Below are 21,133 nucleotides of genomic sequence, written 5' to 3' on the forward strand. Positions count from 1 at the left end.
TTTACTCACTCCACTTTTTTAATAAAATCACTGCATTATGTCCACCAAATCCTAAAGAATTAGACATAACATATTTAAGTTCAGCCTCTCTTGCCTTGTTTGGAACATAATCTAAGTCACATTCCTCATCCTGAACTTTATATCCTACTGTAGGAGGTATAATTCCTTCTTCTAAAGCCTTAACACTTATTATAGCCTCTATTGCTCCTGCAGCTCCAAGCAAATGTCCAGTCATTGATTTTGTAGAGCTTATAGGTATATTCTTAGCATAATCTCCAAAAGCTTTTTTAATTGCCTCTGTTTCAACTTTATCATTTATTTTTGTACTTGTTCCATGAGCATTTATATAAGATACTTCTTCTTTTTCAATCCCAGCTTCTTCTATAGCAAGGCTCATAGCCCTTGCCGCACCTTCACCACCTGGTGCTGGTGATGTCATATGATATGCATCACATGTAAAACCATATCCAACTAATTCTGCATATATTTTAGCTCCTCTTTTTTTAGCATGCTCTAAAGACTCCAATATCAATATGCCAGAACCTTCTCCCATTACAAATCCATCCCTTTCCTTATCAAAAGGAACAGATGCTCTTTTAGGATCTGTACTCTTAGTTAAAGTAGTTGCTGCAGCAAATCCAGCCATAGATAATGGTGTAATACATGCTTCGGTTCCACCTGCTATCATTACATCTGCCAGATTATTTTTAATCATTCTAAAAGCTTCACCTACACAATTTGTACCTGTAGCACAAGCTGTAACTATATTACTGCATGGTCCCTTAGCTCCAAATTTTATAGCTATATTTCCAGCAGCCATATTACTTATAATCATTGGTATAAATAAAGGAGTTATTCTGTTAGGTCCTTTTTCCTCTAACACAGAATGCTGTTTTTCTATAGTTCCTATTCCACCTATACCTGAGCCAATAACTACTCCAAATCTTTCTTTCTCTACACCCTCAATATCAAGTTTAGAATCTTCTACTGCTTCCATTGCTGAAACCATAGCAAACTGACAAAATCTATCAAATCTTTTTGATTCTTTTCTGTCTAAACGCTCATGTGGATCAAATCCTTTAACTTCTGCTGCAACTTTTGCTTTATAATTTTCTGCATCAAAAGCCTTAATAAAATCTATTCCACAAACTCCATTTTTTATATTATTCCAAAATGTATCGGTATCATTTCCTACTGGTGTAATTGCCCCGAGTCCTGTAATTACTACTCTTTTTTTCATATCTTTTCACCAACCCTTAAAATTTTTACATTACCATTCCACCGTCTACGTTTATTACCTGACCTGTTACATAATCTGCACTAGAAGATGCTAAAAAAGCTACTACGTTTGCTACATTTTCAGCACTGCCAAATTTTTTTAGAGGTATATTATTTAATGTAGCATCTTTAACTTTATCTGAAAGAACTTCTGTCATATCGGTTTTTATAAAACCAGGTGCTACAGCATTCACATTTATTCCTCTCGATGCTAATTCCCTGGCTGTAGACTTCGTAATGCCTATTATTCCGGCTTTTGCTGCAGAATAGTTTACCTGACCAGCATTCCCTGTGACTCCTACTACTGAAGATATACTTATTATTTTACCACTTCTTTGTTTAACCATTATAGGACTCACATGTCTTATACAATTAAAGGCTCCTTTTAAGTTTACCTCTATTACCTTATCAAAGTCTTCCTCTTTCATTCTAAGTATCAATCCATCTCTAGTTATCCCTGCATTATTTACAAGTACATCTATTCTACCAAAAGTATCTACTGCTTGCTTCATAATATTTTTTGCATCTTCAAATACACTTACATCACCCTGCACTGCGATAGCTTCAGAACCTCTTTTCTTAATTTCACCTATTACTTCTTCTACTGAATTTAAGCTACTTCTATAATTAACTACTATATTAAATCCGTCTTCTGCCAATTTAAGTGCAATGGCTCTTCCAATGCCTTTAGCTCCACCTGTAACTACTGCTACCTTTTTACTAACAATATCCATTTTAATTCTCCTATCTATTTTTTAATTCTTCCACAGTAGAATTTAATGATTTAATATCCTGAACATTCAATATAAGGGCTTTTCTGTCTATTTTTCTTACAAATCCACTCAAAACTTTTCCAGGCCCTATTTCTACAAACGCATCTACCCCTGCTTCAAGCATAGTATTTATACTTTTTTCAAAGAGTACGGTGCTCATAACCTGCCTTCTCAAATAAGGTTTTACCTTATCCAATTTTTCAATTACCTCCCCTGTAACATTTGTTACAACTGGAATGGAAAATTCCTTAAGAGATAATTTATTTAATTCTCCTTCTAACTTTTCTGCTGCTGGCTTCAACATAGAAGTATGAAAAGGTCCGCTAACTGAAAGTTCTATAGCTCTGCGAGCTCCTCGCTCTTTTGCTAGTTTACAAGCAGCTTTTACTGCTTCTATTTCTCCTCCAATTACTACCTGACCAGGACAATTCATATTTGAAGTTTCCACTATACCAAAAGAAGAACTATCTGCGCATATTTTTTCCACTTTTACATAATCTAATCCTAATATTGCAGCCATTGTTCCAATACCTTCAGGCACTGCCTCCTGCATATACTTTCCTCTCTTTTTAACTAGGGAGACTGTTTCTTTAAATCCCATAGCACCGCTGCATACAAGAGCTGAATATTCGCCAAGACTTAAACCTGCCGCTATATCTGGCTTAATTCCAAAGCCCTCCAATGCTCTTAAAGCTGCTATGCTTGTAGTCAAAATTGCAGGTTGGGTATTTTCAGTTTTGTTTAAATCTTCTTCTGGACCTTCAAAACACATATTACTTATTGAAAAATTCAACACCTCATCCGCATCTTTAAACACATTTTTACATACATCTATATTTTCAAAAAGGTCTTTTCCCATACCTACGTACTGGGCTCCCTGTCCTGAAAATAAAAAAGCTATTTTACCCATATGTACCTCCAAATATTATCTTTAAAACATATTTTGAACTCTTTTTAAGTTCTCTTGAGTTTCTTTAAATATTTCATGAATAATCTCATCACAGCTTTGTTCTTTACATACAAGCCCTGCTATTTGACCTGCCATAACAGAACCATTATCTATATCTCCTTCACGAACTGCCCTTGCAAGAGCCCCTCTTCCTAACTTTTCATATTCTTCCATAGGTGATCCATTTTTCTCTAGCAACTGAAATTTTCTCACTAATTTATTTCTAAGAACACGAACAGGATGGCCTGTCACCCTTCCTGTAACCTGGGTATCTATATCTTTTGCCTTTAACACTTTTTCTTTATAATTTGCATGGACTGTACATTCATTTGCAACTAAAAACCTAGTCCCAAGCTGTATTCCCTGAGCTCCCAACATAAAAGCAGCTGCTGCACCTCTTCCGTCTCCAATACCACCTGCTGCAATTACAGGAATACTTACAGCATCTACTACTTGAGGTACTAATGCCATAGTAGTAAGTTCTCCTACGTGTCCTCCAGATTCACAACCTTCTGCAATAACTGCATCCACTCCTGCCCTTTCCATTCTTTTAGCTAATGCTACAGATGCTACAACAGGCATAACCTTTATATCATTTTCTTTCCACATATCTATGTATTTTCCTGGATTTCCTGCTCCAGTAGTTACAACTTTAACCTTTTCTTCACATGCCATTTTAGCTACTGCTTCAGCTGTTTCTGATAAAAGCATTATATTTACGCCAAAAGGTTTATCTGTAAGTTTTTTGGCCTTTCGTATTTCATCTCTTACCCATTCAAGTGGTGCGTTTCCAGTAATTATTCCAAGTCCTCCTGCATTTGACACCGCCGCTGCCAGTGAGCTATCTGCAATCCAAGCCATTGCTCCTTGAATAATTGGATACTTTATTCCTACCATATTTGAAAACACAGAATTAATCATAAATTAACCTCCCTTTATCCTCTTTAATTTTTTCTAACATCATTCTTAACCTCCAGAGTTTTATATCAATCATGAATTTACCTTTAATATAAATCCTCCATAGGTTAATCCTCCTCCAAAACCTACAATAAGTATTTTATCTCCTTTTTTAACTAAGTTTTTTTTGCGAACTTCATCTAAGGCTATCCCTATACTTGCAGCAGAAGTATTGCCATAGCTATCTAAATTGATGTAAAACCTATCCATACCTATTCCAAGTTTTTTTGCTGCACATTCTATTATCCTATAATTTGCCTGGTGAGGAATTATATATTTAATTTCCTCTAAAGTACAATCAGCCTGTTGAAGCAGTGCTTTAACTGATTTTTCTAAAACCTTTACTCCAAATTTAAATATTTCTCTTCCTTCCATTCCAACTACACTCTTAATAGGGCTTATAACACCATCAACATAAGGATTGTTTACAGCTACTGCAGGACATGTTAATGAATCTCCCTTACTTCCATCTGATCCAGTATAAATTGAAAGTATCTGATCTTCTTCTCCACTTTGCAAAAATGCAGCTGATGCACCATCACCAAACAATATACAAGTGCTTCTATCTTTCCAGTCAAGTATTTTAGAAAATGTATCTGCTCCTATGACAAGAACATTTTTAAATCTTCCAGCCCTTATAAATTGAACTGCAATATCCATTGCATATGCAAAACCTGAACAAGCTGCCGATATATCAAAACATGTAGCATTTACTGCCTTTATATTTTTCTGAACTATACAGGCGGTAGAAGGCATAAAGCTATCCGGAGTAACAGTTGCAAGTACTATAAGTTCAATATCTTCTACATTTATTTTAGCATCTCTAATTGCCTCCATAGCTGCTTTTGTTGCCATATCTGAGGTATCTTCTCCTTGAGATATCCTTCTCTCCTTTATCCCTGTTCTGCTTGTTATCCATTCATCACTGGTGTCTACTATGAGAGACAGATCATTATTATCCACAATCTTGGGAGGAACATAGCTTCCTGTGCCTATAATTTCTACTTTATTCATTATTCTTCTCCTTTGATCCAATTTTTAGATTATACTTTGATCTGAAGAAATTATTAAGTTTCTCCAGTGATTTAATTAAAACCTCTTCTTCTCCTTCCGTTAACTCTCCTAAGATTTCTTCAACCATATTATAATGAAACTTATGGTGAACTCTAAAGGCAAGTTTTCCTTTCTTTGTTAATTGTATGTATACAATTCTTCTATCTTCTTTACTCCTTGTTCGTGTAACATATTGCTTTCTTTCTAAACGATTTATGGCCGTAGTTAAGGTTCCCATAGTTATATCTAGTTGACAGGCAACATCTTTCATTCTCTTAGGTTTATCCATGCCTATAGCTTCTATAGTGTGTACCTCCGTGACAGATAAATCTTTAAATGTCGCATATTGAAGGGATTTTTGTTCTATTACTAGAATATCGTTAAAAAGATCTACTAACAATTCATTTATAACATCTATACCTTTGTTCACTAGATCACCACTTTAACAATTAATTTACTCCACTTATATCAAATACTTTCTGCTTCTAAAACTAGCTCTTTTATAAGTTCCTTAACCTTTACAATTTTGTTTACCCTATAAGCGTTACTTCCAACAAAAATAAGCCCTTCATCTATATTTCCTTTAACAGCATTGATCAGTGCTCTGGATATACAATAAGGAGTTTCCTTAGGATTACATTTCTTCAAACAATTGTAACACCTTTTAGGCGCAATTCTCCCATCTTCAGCTTGCCTTATAAGCTTATTTCTTAAAGCTCTTCCAGGAAGTCCTACAGGACTTTTTATTATTTTTATATCCTCTTTTTTTGAATCTATATATGCCTTTTTAAAGTTTATGCTAGCATCACATTCTTCAGTTGCCACAAAACGTGTTCCCATCTGTACTGCATCTACACCTAACTTAAAGAATTTTGCAATATCCGCTCCTGTATATATTCCACCAGCTGCTGCTACAGGAATATTCTTATTATATTTTTCTCTAAAATATTTAACTACTTTGATTACTTCACATACTATATCTTCTAAGCATTCTTTTCCTTCTTGTAGTTGTTCTAAATGAAATCCCAAATGTCCCCCAGCTTTAGGTCCTTCTACTACAACTAAATCCGGAAGTCTAGAATATTTTTTCAACCAGTGTCTAATTATAAGAGAAGCTGCCTTCCCTGAAGAAACTATAGGTGCTATCTTTATGCTGCTTCCCTCAACAAGTTTAGGTAAAATAAGCGGAAGTCCTGCTCCAGATATTATAATATCAGCTTTTTCCTCAATACAAGTCTTTACCATATCATTATAATCATTTATAGCCACCATAATATTTGCTCCAATTATACCTTTGGGACTCAATTCTTTAGCTTTTTGTATTTCCTTTCTCAATGCTCTAAGGTTAGCATCTGTTGGGTTAGCTTCAAAATCTGGTTCTCTATATCCTATCTGCACTGTAGAAATTATACCTATACCACCTTCATTTGCTACTGCCTGTGCTAAATTATGTAGAGAAATTCCTACACCCATTCCACCTTGTATAATAGGTATTTTAGCTTTTAGATCTCCTATGATCAATGGAGGTAATTTCATGTGACCCCCTCCTTTAAATAATTTTTGATACTCCAATATTTTGATATTCAAAGTATATATTAAAAACTTTTAACTGTCCAGCATCTTAAAATTTTAAGATTAAAGACTACTATATCCTAAAATTTAATTTTATCCTATTTACCTTAGTATAATCAAGTAATTTTAATATAATATTTAAAACAAAATAGTTTAAAACTATGCCTTTAAACTCTATAATATAATAAATTCAAACGTTAGTAAACTTAAATATAGAAAATAATCCCAAAAGTATTACATTGTTATACTTTTTATATTTTGTTATAATATTTATATGATAGCTTTTTAAAACAAAGCTTATAAAAGGTAGGTAAAAAATATATGAGTACTTTTGTATTTAAGACTGCTGAAGCTAACTATACTCCTGTAAGCAACGTTTTTATAGATAAGTTTATGCCTAAAGCCCGAGGGGAATTTGTTAAAGTATACCTGCTTGGGCTAAAATATTGCAAATCAGGTGAATTAGGAGTTAGCTCTCAAATTGTTGCAAGTGCTTTGCATCTTTTAGAAACAGATGTATTAAACGCTTGGAACTACTGGAATGACGAAAATGTTATTAAAATGGTACCCGTTGACAATATGGGAAACTATAATATAGAATTCTTAGATTTATCAGATAGAGACAATGAGAAAGAAGATGATATAAATTTACTTGAAGAATTAAATAAAACTTCTATTAAAGATATGCTTGAAGATATAGAAAAATCCTTAGGTAGGACCTTATCTTCAAAAGAAATGACTATGTACATAAGTTGGTTAAATGATTTTAATTTTTCTCCAGAGATTATACTTCTTTTAGTTCAATACTGTGCTTTAAAAGGAAAAACCAACAGCAGATATATAGAAAAAACTGCAATATCCTGGTTTGACGCTAAAATAAGAGATATAAATGATGCCCAGTCTTTTATAAAAAAACATGAAGATAAATGGATTAAAATAAGAAAAATTTTAGGCTATCTTGGTATAAAAGATGGAGAAATAATGAAACCCCAAGAGGATTTACTTTCTAAATGGATTCAGGTTTACAATTTCTCAGTTGAAATTATATATAAAGCTTGTGATATATGCTTTCAAAGAATAAATAAGGCTGACTTTAAATATATTGATGGAATATTAACAAGCTGGAATAAAGATAAAATTAAGACATTAGAAGATATAGAAAAAAAGGATTCAAAGAAAGTAAATAAAGGCAATTTTAAAAATGTAAATAGAATTACAGAAAATAAAAGTTCAAAAGGAACTTTCAACAATTTTAAACAAAGAAACTATGACTTTAAAGACTTAGAAAAAAAACTACTAGGATGGGATAAGAATGATTAAGAGCTATCACTCTAATATAATGAAAATATATGAAAAAATAAGAGACGATGATAGAAAAGCTTTAGGCTTTCGAAAGGAAGAAATTAAAAAAAAACTACCTGAAGTATTAAACATACAAAATCAAATAGGTAGACTTTCCTTAAAATTATCAATAAATATATTAAACAATGTCTCAAACAAGGATATTTACTTAAAGGAACTTCACCAAAAAATTTCATATTTAAGGATAAAAAAAGCTCATATTTTAACATCTAATAATTATCCTGTAAATTATTTAGATATGTCCTATAAATGTGATAAATGCAAAGATACTGGATTCATTGGAAACAAAAAATGCGACTGCTACAAACAAAAACTTATTAAACTTTACTACAGCAATTCTGACTTCAAAAATATGTTAGCTAAGAATAACTTCGATAACTTTAACTTTCAGCTATATTCCTCCACCAAAAGTGAAGGAAACCCTACAAGTCCTAGAAAAAATATAGAAACAATAGCATCCACATCGTGGAAATACATAGAAAACTTTTCTAACTACAGCGAAAATTTATTATTTTATGGATCTGCCGGAACGGGAAAGACCTTCTTGTCAAATTGTATATCAAAAGAATTGATAGACAGAGGTTTTTTAGTAATTTATAGAACTTCTGAATCCTTGATTAAAGACCTAAGAGATATAAGATTCAACAATAACATAGAATTAGAAGATATTTTAATGAATTGTGATTTACTCATAATAGATGATTTAGGCTCTGAGCAAATAACGGACTTTTCTAAAACTGAACTATTTAACCTTTTAAATAAAAAATTATTGAAACAAAGTAAAATGCTTGTATCTACAAACTATGACTTAGAAGAAATTTTAAAATGCTATTCAGAGAGAATTTCTTCTAGGTTGCTTGGAGAATTTACTTTGTATAAGTTTTTCGGAGAAGACATAAGAATAAAACAAAATATTCAAAATAAAAATTTCAAATAAAAAAATAAGAATGTATTAAAAATACATTCTTATTTTTGGTGCTGGCAGTAGGAATCGAACCCACGACCTACTGATTACAAGTCAGTTGCTCTACCTGCTGAGCCATGCCAGCACATATGGCGACTCAGGAGGGGATCGAACCCTTGACCTCCGGCGTGACAGGCCGGCACTCTAACCAGCTGAGCTACTGAGCCATATGTGGTGGGCACAACAGGGCTCGAACCTGTGACCCTCTGCTTGTAAGGCAGATGCTCTCCCAGCTGAGCTATGCGCCCACATATACTTATTCTTGGTGACCCCTAGCAGACTTGAACTGCTGTTACCACCGTGAAAGGGTGGTGTCTTAACCACTTGACCAAGGGGCCTTATTCAATTGTCAATGTAAATCTCTAACTATTACTACACAGCATAAGTTAAGAGCTTTAACTTAAACAAGTAAACCTCACCTTAAGTGTAGACTTCTCTTTAAGTTAAACTTAAAAATCAACTCTATGCATAACCATAGATAATGGCGACTCAGGAGGGGATCGAACCCTTGACCTCCGGCGTGACAGGCCGGCACTCTAACCAGCTGAGCTACTGAGCCATATGTGGTGGGCACAACAGGGCTCGAACCTGTGACCCTCTGCTTGTAAGGCAGATGCTCTCCCAGCTGAGCTATGCGCCCACATATACTTACTCTTGGTGACCCCTAGCAGACTTGAACTGCTGTTACCACCGTGAAAGGGTGGTGTCTTAACCACTTGACCAAGGGGCCTTATACTGTTTTATTAAGTCGTACCTAACGACCTGACATACACTATAATACAAAATTTTTTATAAAGTGTCAATACTTTTTTGTGATATTTTATTGGACATCTTTGAACTTTTCTTCACGATTCCTTATGTATCAACGCATGAGGTCAATTTTATAATTTGAAATTTCTTATATGATTTTGAATATAAAAGCAAAAAAACAGCTTTCTTATAATAAAATTTGTACTTTAATAACCTTTTGATTCTATGTATCCTATATACTCCATTATAATTAATGCTGTATCCTCTATTGCCCTTTTTGTCACATCTATTACCTTACACCTCAATCTTCTTATAACCTTATCTGAAAATTCCAGTTCCTGAAGAACCCTTTCTTCATTTGCATACTTAAATCTATTAGATATAGTATTGTATCTATCTATTCTATGTTTTCTTACTTCTATTAAGTGCACTGGATCTATAGTAAGGGCTACAATCTTTTTTCTATCAATGTCAAATAGCTCCTCTGGTACAGGTACCTCGGGCATAAGCGGTATGTTCAAAGCTTTTATTCCCTTATTTGCAAGATACATACAAAGTGGTGTTTTAGAAGTTCTAGAAAGGCCTAAAAGAACAACATCTGCATACTTTATTCCTGAATTATCCTTGCTATCATCATATTTTATGGCAAATTCTACTGCCTCTACCTTTTTATAATACTCAGAATCTATTTCCCATACAGCACCTGGCCTATATTCAGGTATTTTATTTAGTATCCTTGATACCATACTTATACAAGGTCCTAAAATATTATTTATAGGAATACCACATTCTACACACCTTTGAACTAGAAATTCTCTTACTTCTACAAGGACTATTGTAGATATAACCATGATATTTTCTTTGCTTTCTAACCCATTTATAAATTCATTTACATCCTCATAACTCTTTATATAAGGTACCCTGTGTACTTCTATCTCTGAATAAAATTGGCTAGCAGCACCTTTAGCAACAAGTTCTGCAGTCTCACCTATAGAGTCAGAAACTGCATATATTTTAAGCATAAAAAACCCCCTAAACTTTATCTGATGGCTACCTACTGTAAACACTCCCACTTTGATAAAAGTGGGAGCTAACAGTATCTACGCCCCTAGATAATTCATATAGACTTAGTGGGAGAAACCGAACTCCCACTAAGTAAGATTCATTGATGTTTTTTCGTAAGTTCTACAAGTGCACATCCTTTTACTGCATCAATTGCATTGTTACTGCAGAAATTTAATATTTCTTCACTTTCTGCACCTGGCTGTATTAATATTTTGTCTATGCCAATTTGAAAAGCTTCTTTAACTATATCAATACCAGTCTTAGGATTTATGCACAAATCAAGTACATCTACTTTAAAAGGTATTTCACTTAAAGATTTGTGTACCTTCCCACTATCATCTCTAGGATTCACTCCCTCTGCATTATACATTGCGCCCTTAAGAGAACTTAATATTTTAAAAGCATATTTTTCTTCATTAGACACATCGCCAACTACTACCCAGTTCTTATAGTATAGGAAATTAGCAGCTTCCATTTGGACAGCACTCCTTTTTACAAAATATATAAGATTATAGAAATAAAATTTTATCTCGTTCATGTTTATAATGTTGTTTTTATTATATTACAAACTGCAGTTAAATATATATTTTTTTGCAAATTGTATTAAAAAAAGTACAAGTAAGTTAAAATATAACTATCAAGTGATTCTTAGGTTCAGATGGAGCTTTCTTATAAGGATGGCTTTCTCCAGCTGAACCTTAGGAGAACTTATCCAGGCACGTAGCAGTGCTTATCCCCCACTTTGATAAAAGATGGGGGGTGTTAGCAATGGTAGTGATCGGATAAATGAATTTTGTTAAATAGGAGATGTATCTACATGTTTCATGAAATCATAGTAATTGGTGCAGGTGCTTCTGGTATCATGGCTGCAATTACGACAAAAGACAGAGGAAAAGACGTAGCAATTTTAGAATTCAAAAATAGGATAGGGAGTAAAATATTATCAACTGGAAATGGTAGATGTAATATAACTAATAAAAATATAGATTTTTGCAGATATCACAGTAATAATGCTAGTTTTTTTAAAAATGTCTTAAATAATTTTTCCCTTGACGACACAATAAACTTTTTTAATTCACTAGGTCTTCCAATTACAACTTTGGAAAACGGAAGGATGTATCCTCTTTCTCTTCAATCATCCTCCGTACTAGATATATTGAAAATGGCTATTGAAGATCGAAATATACCTGTTTATTTAAATTCAAAAGTCGGTAATATATCCTTTAATAAAAAATCCTTTAAAATATACTGTAATGATCAAATTTACGAATGTAATAAACTAATATTATGTACAGGTGGAAAATCTGCCCCTAATACAGGATCTGACGGTTCGGGATTTACCCTATGTAAAAGCCTTGGCCACAGTATAATACCGCCCCTTCCTGGCCTTGTACAGTTGAAATTAAGCTATAATCATTTAAAAGCCCTATCGGGAGTAAAATTCAATGGGTATGTATACATAGTTGTGGATAATATAATGCAAAAAAGAGAATATGGAGAAATATTATTTACAGATTACGGAATATCAGGGCCACCTATACTTGACATAAGTCGCATAGCCTCATGTAATTTATTTAATAAAAAGTCCGTTAAAATTAAAATTGACATGCTTCCAGATTTTGAAGAAAAGGATTTAGTAGAATTCTTAGAAAATCGTTGGGGAACTTTTGGTTACAGAAGTATATTCGACTCATTCATAGGAGTAATAAATAAAAAAATCATACCTATACTTTTAAGAGAATCGTCCATTGAAGATATTCACAAACCATGTAGTGAATTAAACTGGCAGGAAAAAAAGAATATATGTCACTTACTCAAATCCTGGGAATTTACAGTATATGACACTAATTCCTTTAAAAATTCTCAAGTTACCTGTGGCGGAGTAGACACCGCTCAAGTAAACAGCATTACTTTGGAATCAAAAAAAGTAAAAAATTTATATTTAGCAGGAGAAATTTTGGATGTGGATGGTGACTGTGGTGGTTTTAATTTACAATGGGCCTGGAGTTCGGGATTTACTGCAGGGAAAAGTGCTGCTGAAACATAATTCATCAGCCTTTTTCTCTGCTTTTTATTCTTCATTCTTCTCCCAAACCGCTTCTATCGCTGATAATTCTTTTTCCTCTTCATCCACTATCTTATGCAGAGATATATAACTATTTTCTTTCTTTTTCAGTTCAGTATATATTTTTATTTTTTCTCCATATAATGCCTCTTTTTCATAAGTTATATTTAGATTTTTTATATTAAAATTAAGTACTATATCAAGAGGTATAGTTTCCACAATCCAATCTACATACTTAACATTATTGACATGCCTGTTGGTATCTATGTCACTGTACCTTACATCAAAACTTTTTTCTATGTCAAACTGTTCTGGTAACTTTATCTTTTTAATAATCAACCGTTTTATATCATTTTCAGCTACACCATACATTTTATACATATCTTCAGTTATCCTGATTACTTTACGTTTTTCCTTATCTATAAGAAGCCATATTGAATTGGCTGATGCAATGACATTTCCCTTATCATCTAAAACCTTAAAGGTCCTATATCCATAGAACTTTCTAAAGGAATATGCTTTAGTTTGAACTGCTATTTTTTCACCATAATTAGGATGCCTATTAATATGTATATCCCATTTATATAGTACCCAGGCTACTCCAGTCTGTTTTAAGTAATCTAGTCCTCCTCCTATGTCTTCTGATTGTTTTGTAGATACATCTTCAAAATAATTCATAAGGCTTGTTACAAGCAATTTCTTTCTAAAATCTATTTCATAGTATTGGACTTCATATTCTTTTTCAGTAACTACATTTTCCAATTTTATTTACCCTCCTTATCTTAGAAATTTTTATCATATCTATATTATAATATAATTTCCATTTTTTCTGTAGAATAAAATTGCTAGAAATCAAAAATTCACCCTTAAATAAACTTAATTTAATAAATTTATTTAAGGGTGATAAGTTTAATTTATATTTCGCTTACATCTATTGTCTGATCTCTTCTTGGTCCAACAGATACTATAGATACCTTTGTTCCCGTAGATTCTTCTATTCTACTTAAATACTTTTTAGCATTCTCTGGTAGCTCGTCATAAGTTTTGGCATTTTCTATTTCCCTGCCCCAACCTTCAAATTCTTCATATACAGGTTCACATTTAGCTAAATCTTCTAAACTTGCAGGTATATAATCTATAACTTTTCCATTAAATTTATATCCTACACATGCTTTTACCTTTTCAAGCCCTGCTAAAGTATCTATCTTTGTAATAGCAAAGCTTGTAAGTCCAGAAACTCTACTGCTAGTCTTAAGTATTACTAGATCTAGCCATCCACATCTTCTAGCTCTTCCTGTAGTAACTCCATATTCATGACCATTTTCCCTAATCCATTCTCCTGTTTTGTCAAAAAGCTCTGTAGGGAAAGGTCCTTTTCCTACTCTTGTAGTATACGCCTTTGCAATACCTACTGCTCCTGTTATCATAGTAGGGCCTATTCCTGAACCAATACATACTCCGCCAGCAATAGTGCTTGAAGATGTAACATAAGGATAAGTTCCATAGTCTATATCAAGTAAACTACCCTGTGCCCCTTCAAATAATACTTTTTTTTCAGCTTTTATACTATTATATACTTCTACAGATATATCTTTAACATAAGGAGCTAATCTCTTTGCATAATCAATATATTCATTGTATATAGTATCAAAGTCAAGAGCCTTTTCTCCATAAACCTTAGTTATTATGTCATTCTTTATTTTTAAATTTTCTCTTAGATTTTCTTCAAATATATTCTGGTGCATAAGGTCACAAACTCTTATGCCGCTTCTTTCCATCTTATCCGTATAGCACGGTCCAATTCCTTTTCCTGTAGTTCCTATATCTTTTTTACCCCTTGCCCTCTCTTTTATACCGTCTAATACCTTATGGTAAGGCATAATAAGCTGGGCTCTATCACTTATTATTAAATTGTCAGGTGATATGTCTACTCCTAGGTCTTTTAAATAATCCATTTCTTCAAATAATGCTTTTGGATCAAGTACTACTCCATTTCCTATTACATTCACCTTATCTTTATACAATATTCCAGATGGTACAAGATGAAGTTTGTATTGCTTATCACCTACTTCAACTGTATGACCTGCATTATTTCCGCCTTGAAACCTAACAACAACATCTGCCCCTTTTGCAAGATAATCTGTCATCTTTCCTTTTCCTTCATCACCCCATTGGGATCCTAAAACAATAAATGCTGACATGAGAATTTCCTCCCCTTTTTTTGTATAACCCAAATCTTTCAAAATAATATATAATAATTTACAATTACTTGCTAACTATGTCTCTTCCAACTACTACACCTGTTACTGATGCCTGCATAAGTCCTCTTGTAATACCTGCACCGTCTCCTATGGCATATAGATTCTTTATAGAAGTTTCAAACTTATCATTTGTGTCACATTTACTAGAATAGAATTTTACCTCCACACCATATAAAAGTGTATTTTTACTATAAAGTCCTGGTGCTACATTGTTAAAAGCTTTTAGTGCCTCAACTATGGATGTAAGATATCTCTGAGGTAAAACATAACTTAAATCTCCAGGCACTGCTGATTTCAAAGTTGGAATAGTAGTAGATTTTTTAAGTCTTGAATAATCAGTTCTTCTTCCATTTAATAAATCACCCAGTCTTTGCACCATTATGCCATTTCCAGTAAGCATATTTCCAAGCTTTGCAATATACTTACCATAAGTTATAGGTTGATTGAAAGGTTCCGTAAAAGATGTAGAAACGAGCATTGCAAAGTTTGTATTTTCTGTTCTCAACTCTTTTTCTTCATAACTATGCCCATTTACAACTGCTATGGTACCATCATAGTGCTCTTCTGATACTACACCACCTGGGTTCATGCAAAAAGTTCTAACCTTATTATCAAAAGTATCAGAATAATATACAAGTTTCGCTTCATATAAGTCTTTAGTCAAGTGATCCATTATTGAATTTGGTACTTCAACTCGAACACCTATATCTACAGCATTATTTGTAGTTTTTAACTCTAACTTTTTAGATTGATTTGAAAACCATTCTGCACCGCCCCTGCCTGGAGCAACTACTACATGATCTGCTAAAACCTTTTTCCTACCATCCTTGTTTTCCACACAAACTCCAATCACACTATCATCTTCTACTAATATCTCATCTACTGTAGTAAGTTCACTAAATTCAGTGTTTGTGTTATCTAAAAGATGGTAATACATTTTTTTCAGTACTTCATAGGCTAACTCTGTTCCCAGGTGCCTAACAGGACACTGTATAAGACGAATATTATATTTGCTTGCTTCATACTTTATCTTATCTATATTTTCATTGTTTAATCCATATACAACCTTGTTAGCTCCAAAATTTAAATATATATCATCACAATATTTTATTAATTTTTTACATTCATCTTCTGAAAAATACTCTAAAATTCTACCCCCGACTTCTGGGCTTAAAGAAAGCTTTCCATCAGAAAAAGCTCCTGCACCTGACCAGCCAGAAGTAATACCACATGGATTGCAATTTACACACTTTCCATTTATCCTAGCCGGACACTTTCTATCTTCTATATTTCTGCCTTTATCAATTATAAGTACACTCAGATTTTTGTTAAGCTTTGTAATTTCTAAAGCAGTAAATATTCCCGCAGGACCAGCTCCAACTATTATTACATCATATTTTTCTTTCAAGTAGCATCCCTCCTACAATATGGTATCAAAATTGTATGTTACAGTCAACAGAAAAGCACGAATAATTTTTATTAATATAATAATAAAATTCGTAAAACTCCATAGTTAAATTTTTTGTAACAAGTTTTCCCTTTCATCATACTATGATAATATAGTAAATCTTATGGAGGCATTAAATGAATACCAGTCAAAATAACTCAAATGATAAAGAAGAAAACATCCAATATTATGATCATGCTGATAAAGATACTTATGCTTCTTCCCCTACTTATTACTGCCCTGTATATAACTGCCCCTACAATCCAGAAATGATTGATGAAGAGGACAATTTTGCTGAATCAGGAGATGATTTATACAGACAACGTGGAAGAAGGAGAAGAAGAAGACGCAGACGTAGACGCAGAATGCCATATTCTCCATTCATATTCCCAATTATATTCCCAATTGATTTTGACGACTGGGATTGGTAAATCTTAATACTTCTATACCTCTTAAAAATAAGTACTTAATTAAATTTAAGTGCTTATTTTTATATTTCTCTTCAAAACTGCATTCTATTTTATTTTTAGCTTTTTTGTTATAAAATATTAATAAGTTAAATTTTAGTTATTAACTTAAGGGGGATAAAATGTGAACTTTAGAATAGAAAAAGATTTACTTGGAGAAAAGGAAGTTGAAGCCTCTTCCTATTTCGGTATTAATACTGAAAGAGCTTTAGAAAATTTTAATTTACAGGGTAAAACCATTAATTTAAATTTAGTTAAAGAAATTGCGCTCATAAAAAAAGCAGCTGCTCTAGTCAATAAAGATTTAGGAGAACTTAAAATTGAAAAAGCTGATGCTATAATTAAAGCTAGTGAAGAAGTTATCGGTGGCAAATTTGACAATCAATTTAAGTTAAGTTCATTTCAAGGTGGAGCCGGCACATCCACAAATATGAATGTAAATGAAGTCATAGCAAATAGAGCTATAGAGTTACTAGGCGGTGAAAAGGGAGATTACTCATTAGTACATCCTTTAAATGACGTAAATATGTCTCAATCTACAAATGATGTTTATCCTACTGCTCTTAGGATTGCAGCTATACGACGCATAAGAAAATTAAGCAGTTGTTTGTCCGATCTTCAGGAAGAACTTCAAGTTAAAGAAAACGATTTTTCAGATATATTGAAATTAGGTAGAACTCAGCTAATGGATGCGCTTCCCATGATGGTAGGACAAGGTTTTGGGGCTTACGCCAAAGCAATCGCACGAGATAGATGGAGAATATATAAAGTAGAAGAAAGACTCAGGGAAATCAACATAGGCGGTACCGCTATAGGTACAGGCCTTAATGCGACTAATAAATTTATATATAAGATAACCGATGTACTTCAAGACTTAACCGGCCTCGGAATTGCCCGTTCCGATTATCCTATGGATGTTACTCAAAATTGCGACGTATTTGTTGAGGTCTCAGGACTTTTAAAATCCCTAGCCTGCAATCTTTTAAAAATCTCAAATGATTTAAGGCTTTTAAATTCGGGACCCCGGGGAGGAATCGGAGAAATCATTCTTCCAAAGGTGCAAGCAGGTTCAACTATCATGCCAGGAAAAGTCAACCCAGTCATAGCTGAAATGGTAGCACAGGTAAGTATGCGAGTAATATCAAACGACACAGCAATTACTATGGCCAGCAGTTCAGGTCAATTGGAGTTAAATGCATTTACTCCACTCATTGCAGAATGTCTACTTGAATCTCTAGAACTTTTAGAAAAAACAGTTACACTATTTAGAGAAAAGTGCATCAGCGAAATCAAAGTAAATGAAGAAAATTGTAAAAAAAATCTTGAAAATTCCACAGCACTAGTAACTGCATTAGTACATTACATAGGTTATGATAAGGCTAGTGAACTTGCAAAGAAATCCTTGAAAAATCATAAAACTATAAAAGAAATTCTATATGAAGAAAAAATACTGCCTAAGGAAAAAATAGATGAAATAATAAACCCATATCAGCTAACAAAACCAGGTATACCTGGTAAATAAACATAGGAGGAGATTACTCATGAGTTTAAACGAAACACCTCGTTCAGTAAGAACACATATAGCACTCTTTGGCAAAAGGAATGCTGGCAAATCAAGTATTATAAACGCCTTAACAGGACAAGATATAGCCATCGTATCTGATGTAAGGGGTACTACTACAGATCCAGTTTATAAATCTATGGAAATACTTCCTATAGGACCCTGTGTAATAATAGATACCGCAGGCCTTGATGATGAGGGCGAGCTTGGCGAACTTAGAAAAGAAAAAACATTAAGTATTTTAAATAAAACTGACATATCAATAATTGTAATAGATTCAACTGTTGGAATTACAGATTATGACGAGTCTATAATAAATCAAATAAAAAATAAAAAAATTCCCCTTATAGGAGTCTTAAACAAAATCGATGCTGTTGATATAAAAGATTTAGATGTAGAACATATGAGAAAAGAACTCAAAATACCAATTGTAAAGGTATCTGCACTTAAAGGAAAAGGTATACTTGAGTTAAAAAATCAAATAATAGCTGCACAACCTCAAAGTGAAGATAAATTTAAAGTAATTGGTGATTTAATAAACCCTGGAGATTTTGTGGTCCTTGTAACTCCAATAGATAAAGCAGCTCCTAAAGGAAGACTTATTCTCCCTCAGCAGCAAACCATAAGAGATGTGCTGGAAAGTGATGCTACTGCGGTGGTAACTAAAGAATTCGAACTTAGAGAAACCTTACAAAATTTAGGCAAAAAGCCTAAAATAGTAGTTACAGATTCTCAGGTATTTTTAAAAGTAGCAGCAGATACTCCAAAAGATATATTGATGACTTCCTTTTCTATACTATTTGCAAGATGCAAAGGAGACCTAGTAGAACTTATAAAAGGAGTAAAAGCTGTAAAGAAATTAAAGGATGGGGACAAAGTACTTATTGCAGAAGGCTGCACTCACCACAGACAATCTGATGATATAGGTAAAGTAAAAATCCCTAGATGGATACGACAAATTACCGGTAAAAAAATAGATTTTGAATTTTCATCTGGCGTTTCCTTTACAGAAGAAATAAAAAAATATGCCTTAGTAGTTCACTGCGGTGCTTGCATGTTAAATAGAGCTGCAATGCTTTATAGAATAAATACTGCAAAAGAACTTAATGTCCCTATTGTAAACTATGGCATACTCATTGCATATGTCCAGGGTATACTAGATAGAGCTTTAAAACCATTTCCACTAGCTAAAATGGCATGGGATGATGAAAATTGACCTAAAAAAATCAGCGGCTGCAATTTTCCCGCTGATTTTTTCTTGCCAATTTTTTTATATACTAAATTTTAATAAAGGGTGAAACAAAAAGAATTAATGAAAGAACAATTATAAATATTACAGTTACCCATATGATAATATTTTGTAATCCATTGTTAACATATTCTCCCATAAGTTCTTTATTATTAGTAAGTAATACCATAAATACTAATATAATAGGACATAAAATTCCTGCAAGCTGTTGGGTAACAAGCATAACTCCTACTAATGATACATTAGGTATCAATACTATTATTGAACTAAATATTATCATAAAAGTAAAAATACCATAAAAAGCAGGTGATTCCTTATACTTATGATCTAATCCGCTTTCAAGTCCAAAACATTCACATATCGCATATGAAGTAGATAAAGGAATAACCATACATGCAAGCACAGATGCTCCGAAAAGTCCAACTCCAAATAGAATTGACGCATAGTTTCCTGCTAGCGGCTTAAGTGCCTGTGCAGCTTGGCTGGCACTATCTATTTTTATTCCTGCTTTGTATAAAGTCACAGCAGTACATATTATTATAAAAAATGCAACCAAATTTCCCCAAATAGAGCCTAAATATACGTCCAATTTTTCATATTTATAGTCTTTTATTTGCAATCCCTTATCTACTACAGAAGATTGAAGATAAAACTGCATATATGGAGTAATTGTAGTACCTATCATTCCTATAAATGCCAAAATAAATCCACTGTCAAATTTTAAAGTAGGGGTAAAAGTTGCTCTTATTACATGATTCCAATCTGGTTTTTCTATAAAACAAGTTATTATATAAGAAAAAAACACAAGTGTAAAAGCTAAAAATATCTTTTCTATATTTGAATAGGAACCTTTTGTAATAAGAAACCAAACAACAAACGCCATTACAGGAACAGAAATATATTTATTTATTCCAAACATATCCATGCTAGCAGCTATACCGGCAAAATCACCTACACAAACACCAAAATTAGCAACAAATAAAATTAGCATTGCAAAAAAAGCAAGCTTAACGCTAAAATTTTCTCTGATTAAATCAGAAAGCCCCTTTCCTGTCACAACAGCCATTCTAGCATTCATTTCCTGTATAACAGATAAGCTAAATGTTATTAATAACAGTCCCCAAAGCATATTGTAACCATAGGATGCTCCAATAGTCGCATAAGTAGTAATACCACCTGCATCATTTCCTGCATTTACAGTGATTAATCCAGGACCAATTATGCTTAATATCAATAGAAACTTATTTTTCTTTTTCATATTTTGTTCTCCTATTTTTATATGTACATAAATTATACAGCTTTTGCTTTAGTTGCTGTACAAACATGAGTCATATATAATATAACATATGAGGTGATGTAA

Annotated in this window: 19 protein-coding genes and 7 tRNA genes; 6 read left to right on the forward strand and 20 right to left on the reverse strand. The window is 33.0% G+C overall.

Annotation, left to right across the window (positions count from 1 at the left end):
- Nucleotide 1 precedes the first annotated feature (1 nt).
- The 7 genes from fabF to DMR38_RS21155 form a co-directional block, all read right to left on the reverse strand.
- Nucleotides 2–1,240, reverse strand: coding sequence for a beta-ketoacyl-ACP synthase II (gene fabF / locus DMR38_RS21125; protein ID WP_127723662.1), 1,239 nt, complete (start codon nucleotides 1,238–1,240; stop codon nucleotides 2–4).
- 25 nt (nucleotides 1,241–1,265) lie between these two features.
- On the reverse strand, nucleotides 1,266–2,012 hold the full coding sequence (gene fabG, locus DMR38_RS21130; RefSeq protein WP_063601201.1) for a 3-oxoacyl-[acyl-carrier-protein] reductase: 747 nt from the start codon (nucleotides 2,010–2,012) through the stop codon (nucleotides 1,266–1,268).
- A gap of 10 nt (nucleotides 2,013–2,022) precedes the next feature.
- Complete coding sequence (fabD, locus tag DMR38_RS21135) at nucleotides 2,023–2,961, reverse strand: ACP S-malonyltransferase (RefSeq protein WP_127723664.1); 939 nt, start codon at nucleotides 2,959–2,961, stop codon at nucleotides 2,023–2,025.
- A 21-nt stretch (nucleotides 2,962–2,982) separates the two neighbouring features.
- Nucleotides 2,983–3,921, reverse strand: coding sequence for an enoyl-[acyl-carrier-protein] reductase FabK (gene fabK, locus DMR38_RS21140; RefSeq protein ID WP_127723666.1), 939 nt, complete (start codon nucleotides 3,919–3,921; stop codon nucleotides 2,983–2,985).
- A gap of 69 nt (nucleotides 3,922–3,990) precedes the next feature.
- Nucleotides 3,991–4,971 (reverse strand): beta-ketoacyl-ACP synthase III, encoded by a 981-nt coding sequence (locus DMR38_RS21145; RefSeq protein WP_127723668.1) that lies wholly within the window; start codon nucleotides 4,969–4,971, stop codon nucleotides 3,991–3,993.
- Complete coding sequence (locus DMR38_RS21150; RefSeq protein WP_127723670.1) at nucleotides 4,964–5,440, reverse strand: MarR family transcriptional regulator; 477 nt, start codon at nucleotides 5,438–5,440, stop codon at nucleotides 4,964–4,966. The genes DMR38_RS21145 and DMR38_RS21150 overlap by 8 nt, the downstream gene beginning before the upstream one ends.
- 38 nt (nucleotides 5,441–5,478) lie before the next feature.
- Nucleotides 5,479–6,546: a nitronate monooxygenase family protein gene (locus DMR38_RS21155; RefSeq protein WP_127723672.1), complete on the reverse strand. Its 1,068-nt coding sequence runs from the start codon at nucleotides 6,544–6,546 to the stop codon at nucleotides 5,479–5,481.
- Nucleotides 6,547–6,903: 357 nt separating this feature from the next.
- On the opposite strand from DMR38_RS21155, the gene DMR38_RS21160 reads away from it, so the two are divergent.
- Entirely contained in the window at nucleotides 6,904–7,902 is a 999-nt protein-coding gene (locus DMR38_RS21160) for a DnaD domain protein (RefSeq protein WP_127723674.1), read from the forward strand.
- Nucleotides 7,895–8,881 (forward strand): ATP-binding protein, encoded by a 987-nt coding sequence (locus DMR38_RS21165; protein WP_127723676.1) that lies wholly within the window; start codon nucleotides 7,895–7,897, stop codon nucleotides 8,879–8,881. The genes DMR38_RS21160 and DMR38_RS21165 overlap by 8 nt, the downstream gene beginning before the upstream one ends.
- Before the next feature lie 36 nt (nucleotides 8,882–8,917).
- Here DMR38_RS21165 and DMR38_RS21170 read toward each other — a convergent pair.
- The 9 genes from DMR38_RS21170 to DMR38_RS21210 form a co-directional block, all read right to left on the reverse strand.
- Nucleotides 8,918–8,993: transfer RNA gene (locus tag DMR38_RS21170), tRNA-Thr, on the reverse strand.
- A gap of 5 nt (nucleotides 8,994–8,998) precedes the next feature.
- Nucleotides 8,999–9,075: transfer RNA gene (locus tag DMR38_RS21175), tRNA-Asp, on the reverse strand.
- A gap of 5 nt (nucleotides 9,076–9,080) precedes the next feature.
- Nucleotides 9,081–9,156, reverse strand: a tRNA-Val gene (locus DMR38_RS21180).
- Nucleotides 9,157–9,171: 15 nt separating this feature from the next.
- Nucleotides 9,172–9,246, reverse strand: a tRNA-Glu gene (locus DMR38_RS21185).
- Nucleotides 9,247–9,390: 144 nt separating this feature from the next.
- A tRNA-Asp gene (locus tag DMR38_RS21190) sits at nucleotides 9,391–9,467 on the reverse strand.
- Between the two features lie 5 nt (nucleotides 9,468–9,472).
- Nucleotides 9,473–9,548: transfer RNA gene (locus DMR38_RS21195), tRNA-Val, on the reverse strand.
- A 15-nt stretch (nucleotides 9,549–9,563) separates the two neighbouring features.
- Nucleotides 9,564–9,638: transfer RNA gene (locus DMR38_RS21200), tRNA-Glu, on the reverse strand.
- Between the two features lie 226 nt (nucleotides 9,639–9,864).
- On the reverse strand, nucleotides 9,865–10,680 hold the full coding sequence (locus tag DMR38_RS21205; protein ID WP_127723678.1) for a pyruvate, water dikinase regulatory protein: 816 nt from the start codon (nucleotides 10,678–10,680) through the stop codon (nucleotides 9,865–9,867).
- Nucleotides 10,681–10,820: 140 nt separating this feature from the next.
- Nucleotides 10,821–11,198: a CoA-binding protein gene (locus DMR38_RS21210; protein ID WP_127723680.1), complete on the reverse strand. Its 378-nt coding sequence runs from the start codon at nucleotides 11,196–11,198 to the stop codon at nucleotides 10,821–10,823.
- 342 nt (nucleotides 11,199–11,540) lie between these two features.
- Here DMR38_RS21210 and DMR38_RS21215 point away from each other — a divergent pair, with 342 nt between their 5' ends.
- Nucleotides 11,541–12,770: an NAD(P)/FAD-dependent oxidoreductase gene (locus DMR38_RS21215; protein WP_127723682.1), complete on the forward strand. Its 1,230-nt coding sequence runs from the start codon at nucleotides 11,541–11,543 to the stop codon at nucleotides 12,768–12,770.
- A 24-nt stretch (nucleotides 12,771–12,794) separates the two neighbouring features.
- Here DMR38_RS21215 and DMR38_RS21220 read toward each other — a convergent pair whose 3' ends face one another.
- The 3 genes from DMR38_RS21220 to DMR38_RS21230 form a co-directional block, all read right to left on the reverse strand.
- Nucleotides 12,795–13,550 carry an acyl-ACP thioesterase domain-containing protein gene (locus DMR38_RS21220; RefSeq protein WP_127723684.1) on the reverse strand — a complete coding sequence of 252 codons (756 nt, stop codon included), beginning with the start codon at nucleotides 13,548–13,550 and terminating at the stop codon, nucleotides 12,795–12,797.
- 152 nt (nucleotides 13,551–13,702) lie between these two features.
- Nucleotides 13,703–14,989: an adenylosuccinate synthase gene (locus DMR38_RS21225; RefSeq protein WP_127723686.1), complete on the reverse strand. Its 1,287-nt coding sequence runs from the start codon at nucleotides 14,987–14,989 to the stop codon at nucleotides 13,703–13,705.
- Nucleotides 14,990–15,053: 64 nt separating this feature from the next.
- A complete protein-coding gene (locus DMR38_RS21230; protein WP_127723688.1) occupies nucleotides 15,054–16,457 on the reverse strand; it encodes an FAD-dependent protein in 1,404 nt (467 codons plus the stop codon).
- A gap of 176 nt (nucleotides 16,458–16,633) precedes the next feature.
- Between DMR38_RS21230 and DMR38_RS21235 the strand changes: the two genes are divergently transcribed.
- The 3 genes from DMR38_RS21235 (at nucleotide 16,634) to hydF (ending at nucleotide 19,740) form a co-directional block, all read left to right on the forward strand.
- Nucleotides 16,634–16,927 (forward strand): hypothetical protein, encoded by a 294-nt coding sequence (locus DMR38_RS21235; protein ID WP_127723690.1) that lies wholly within the window; start codon nucleotides 16,634–16,636, stop codon nucleotides 16,925–16,927.
- 160 nt (nucleotides 16,928–17,087) lie between these two features.
- Nucleotides 17,088–18,485, forward strand: a complete 1,398-nt coding sequence (locus DMR38_RS21240) for an aspartate ammonia-lyase (protein WP_127723692.1) — start codon at nucleotides 17,088–17,090, stop codon at nucleotides 18,483–18,485.
- A 19-nt stretch (nucleotides 18,486–18,504) separates the two neighbouring features.
- On the forward strand, nucleotides 18,505–19,740 hold the full coding sequence (gene hydF / locus DMR38_RS21245) for a [FeFe] hydrogenase H-cluster maturation GTPase HydF (RefSeq protein ID WP_127723694.1): 1,236 nt from the start codon (nucleotides 18,505–18,507) through the stop codon (nucleotides 19,738–19,740).
- A 61-nt stretch (nucleotides 19,741–19,801) separates the two neighbouring features.
- Here the strand turns inward: hydF and DMR38_RS21250 are convergent, their stop codons facing one another.
- Nucleotides 19,802–21,031: an Nramp family divalent metal transporter gene (locus DMR38_RS21250; protein WP_127723696.1), complete on the reverse strand. Its 1,230-nt coding sequence runs from the start codon at nucleotides 21,029–21,031 to the stop codon at nucleotides 19,802–19,804.
- Between the last annotated feature and the right edge of the window lie 102 nt (nucleotides 21,032–21,133).

Origin of the sequence: Clostridium sp. AWRP (assembly GCF_004006395.2) — a bacterium.
GTDB lineage: Bacteria > Bacillota > Clostridia > Clostridiales > Clostridiaceae > Clostridium_B.

Bases quoted from the DNA above. Each gene is read 5' to 3' on its own strand.
- fabF (WP_127723662.1), bottom strand. From the start codon at position 1,240: ATGAAAAAAAGAGTAGTAATTACAGGACTCGGGGCAATTACACCAGTA.
- DMR38_RS21155 (WP_127723672.1), bottom strand. From the start codon at position 6,546: ATGAAATTACCTCCATTGATCATAGGAGATCTAAAAGCTAAAATACCT.
- DMR38_RS21165 (WP_127723676.1), top strand. From the start codon at position 7,895: ATGATTAAGAGCTATCACTCTAATATAATGAAAATATATGAAAAAATA.
- DMR38_RS21250 (WP_127723696.1), bottom strand. From the start codon at position 21,031: ATGAAAAAGAAAAATAAGTTTCTATTGATATTAAGCATAATTGGTCCT.
- DMR38_RS21225 (WP_127723686.1), bottom strand. From the start codon at position 14,989: ATGTCAGCATTTATTGTTTTAGGATCCCAATGGGGTGATGAAGGAAAA.
- fabD (WP_127723664.1), bottom strand. From the start codon at position 2,961: ATGGGTAAAATAGCTTTTTTATTTTCAGGACAGGGAGCCCAGTACGTA.
- DMR38_RS21235 (WP_127723690.1), top strand. From the start codon at position 16,634: ATGAATACCAGTCAAAATAACTCAAATGATAAAGAAGAAAACATCCAA.
- fabK (WP_127723666.1), bottom strand. From the start codon at position 3,921: ATGATTAATTCTGTGTTTTCAAATATGGTAGGAATAAAGTATCCAATT.
- fabG (WP_063601201.1), bottom strand. From the start codon at position 2,012: ATGGATATTGTTAGTAAAAAGGTAGCAGTAGTTACAGGTGGAGCTAAA.
- hydF (WP_127723694.1), top strand. From the start codon at position 18,505: ATGAGTTTAAACGAAACACCTCGTTCAGTAAGAACACATATAGCACTC.
- DMR38_RS21205 (WP_127723678.1), bottom strand. From the start codon at position 10,680: ATGCTTAAAATATATGCAGTTTCTGACTCTATAGGTGAGACTGCAGAA.
- DMR38_RS21210 (WP_127723680.1), bottom strand. From the start codon at position 11,198: ATGGAAGCTGCTAATTTCCTATACTATAAGAACTGGGTAGTAGTTGGC.
- DMR38_RS21215 (WP_127723682.1), top strand. From the start codon at position 11,541: ATGTTTCATGAAATCATAGTAATTGGTGCAGGTGCTTCTGGTATCATG.
- DMR38_RS21160 (WP_127723674.1), top strand. From the start codon at position 6,904: ATGAGTACTTTTGTATTTAAGACTGCTGAAGCTAACTATACTCCTGTA.
- DMR38_RS21145 (WP_127723668.1), bottom strand. From the start codon at position 4,971: ATGAATAAAGTAGAAATTATAGGCACAGGAAGCTATGTTCCTCCCAAG.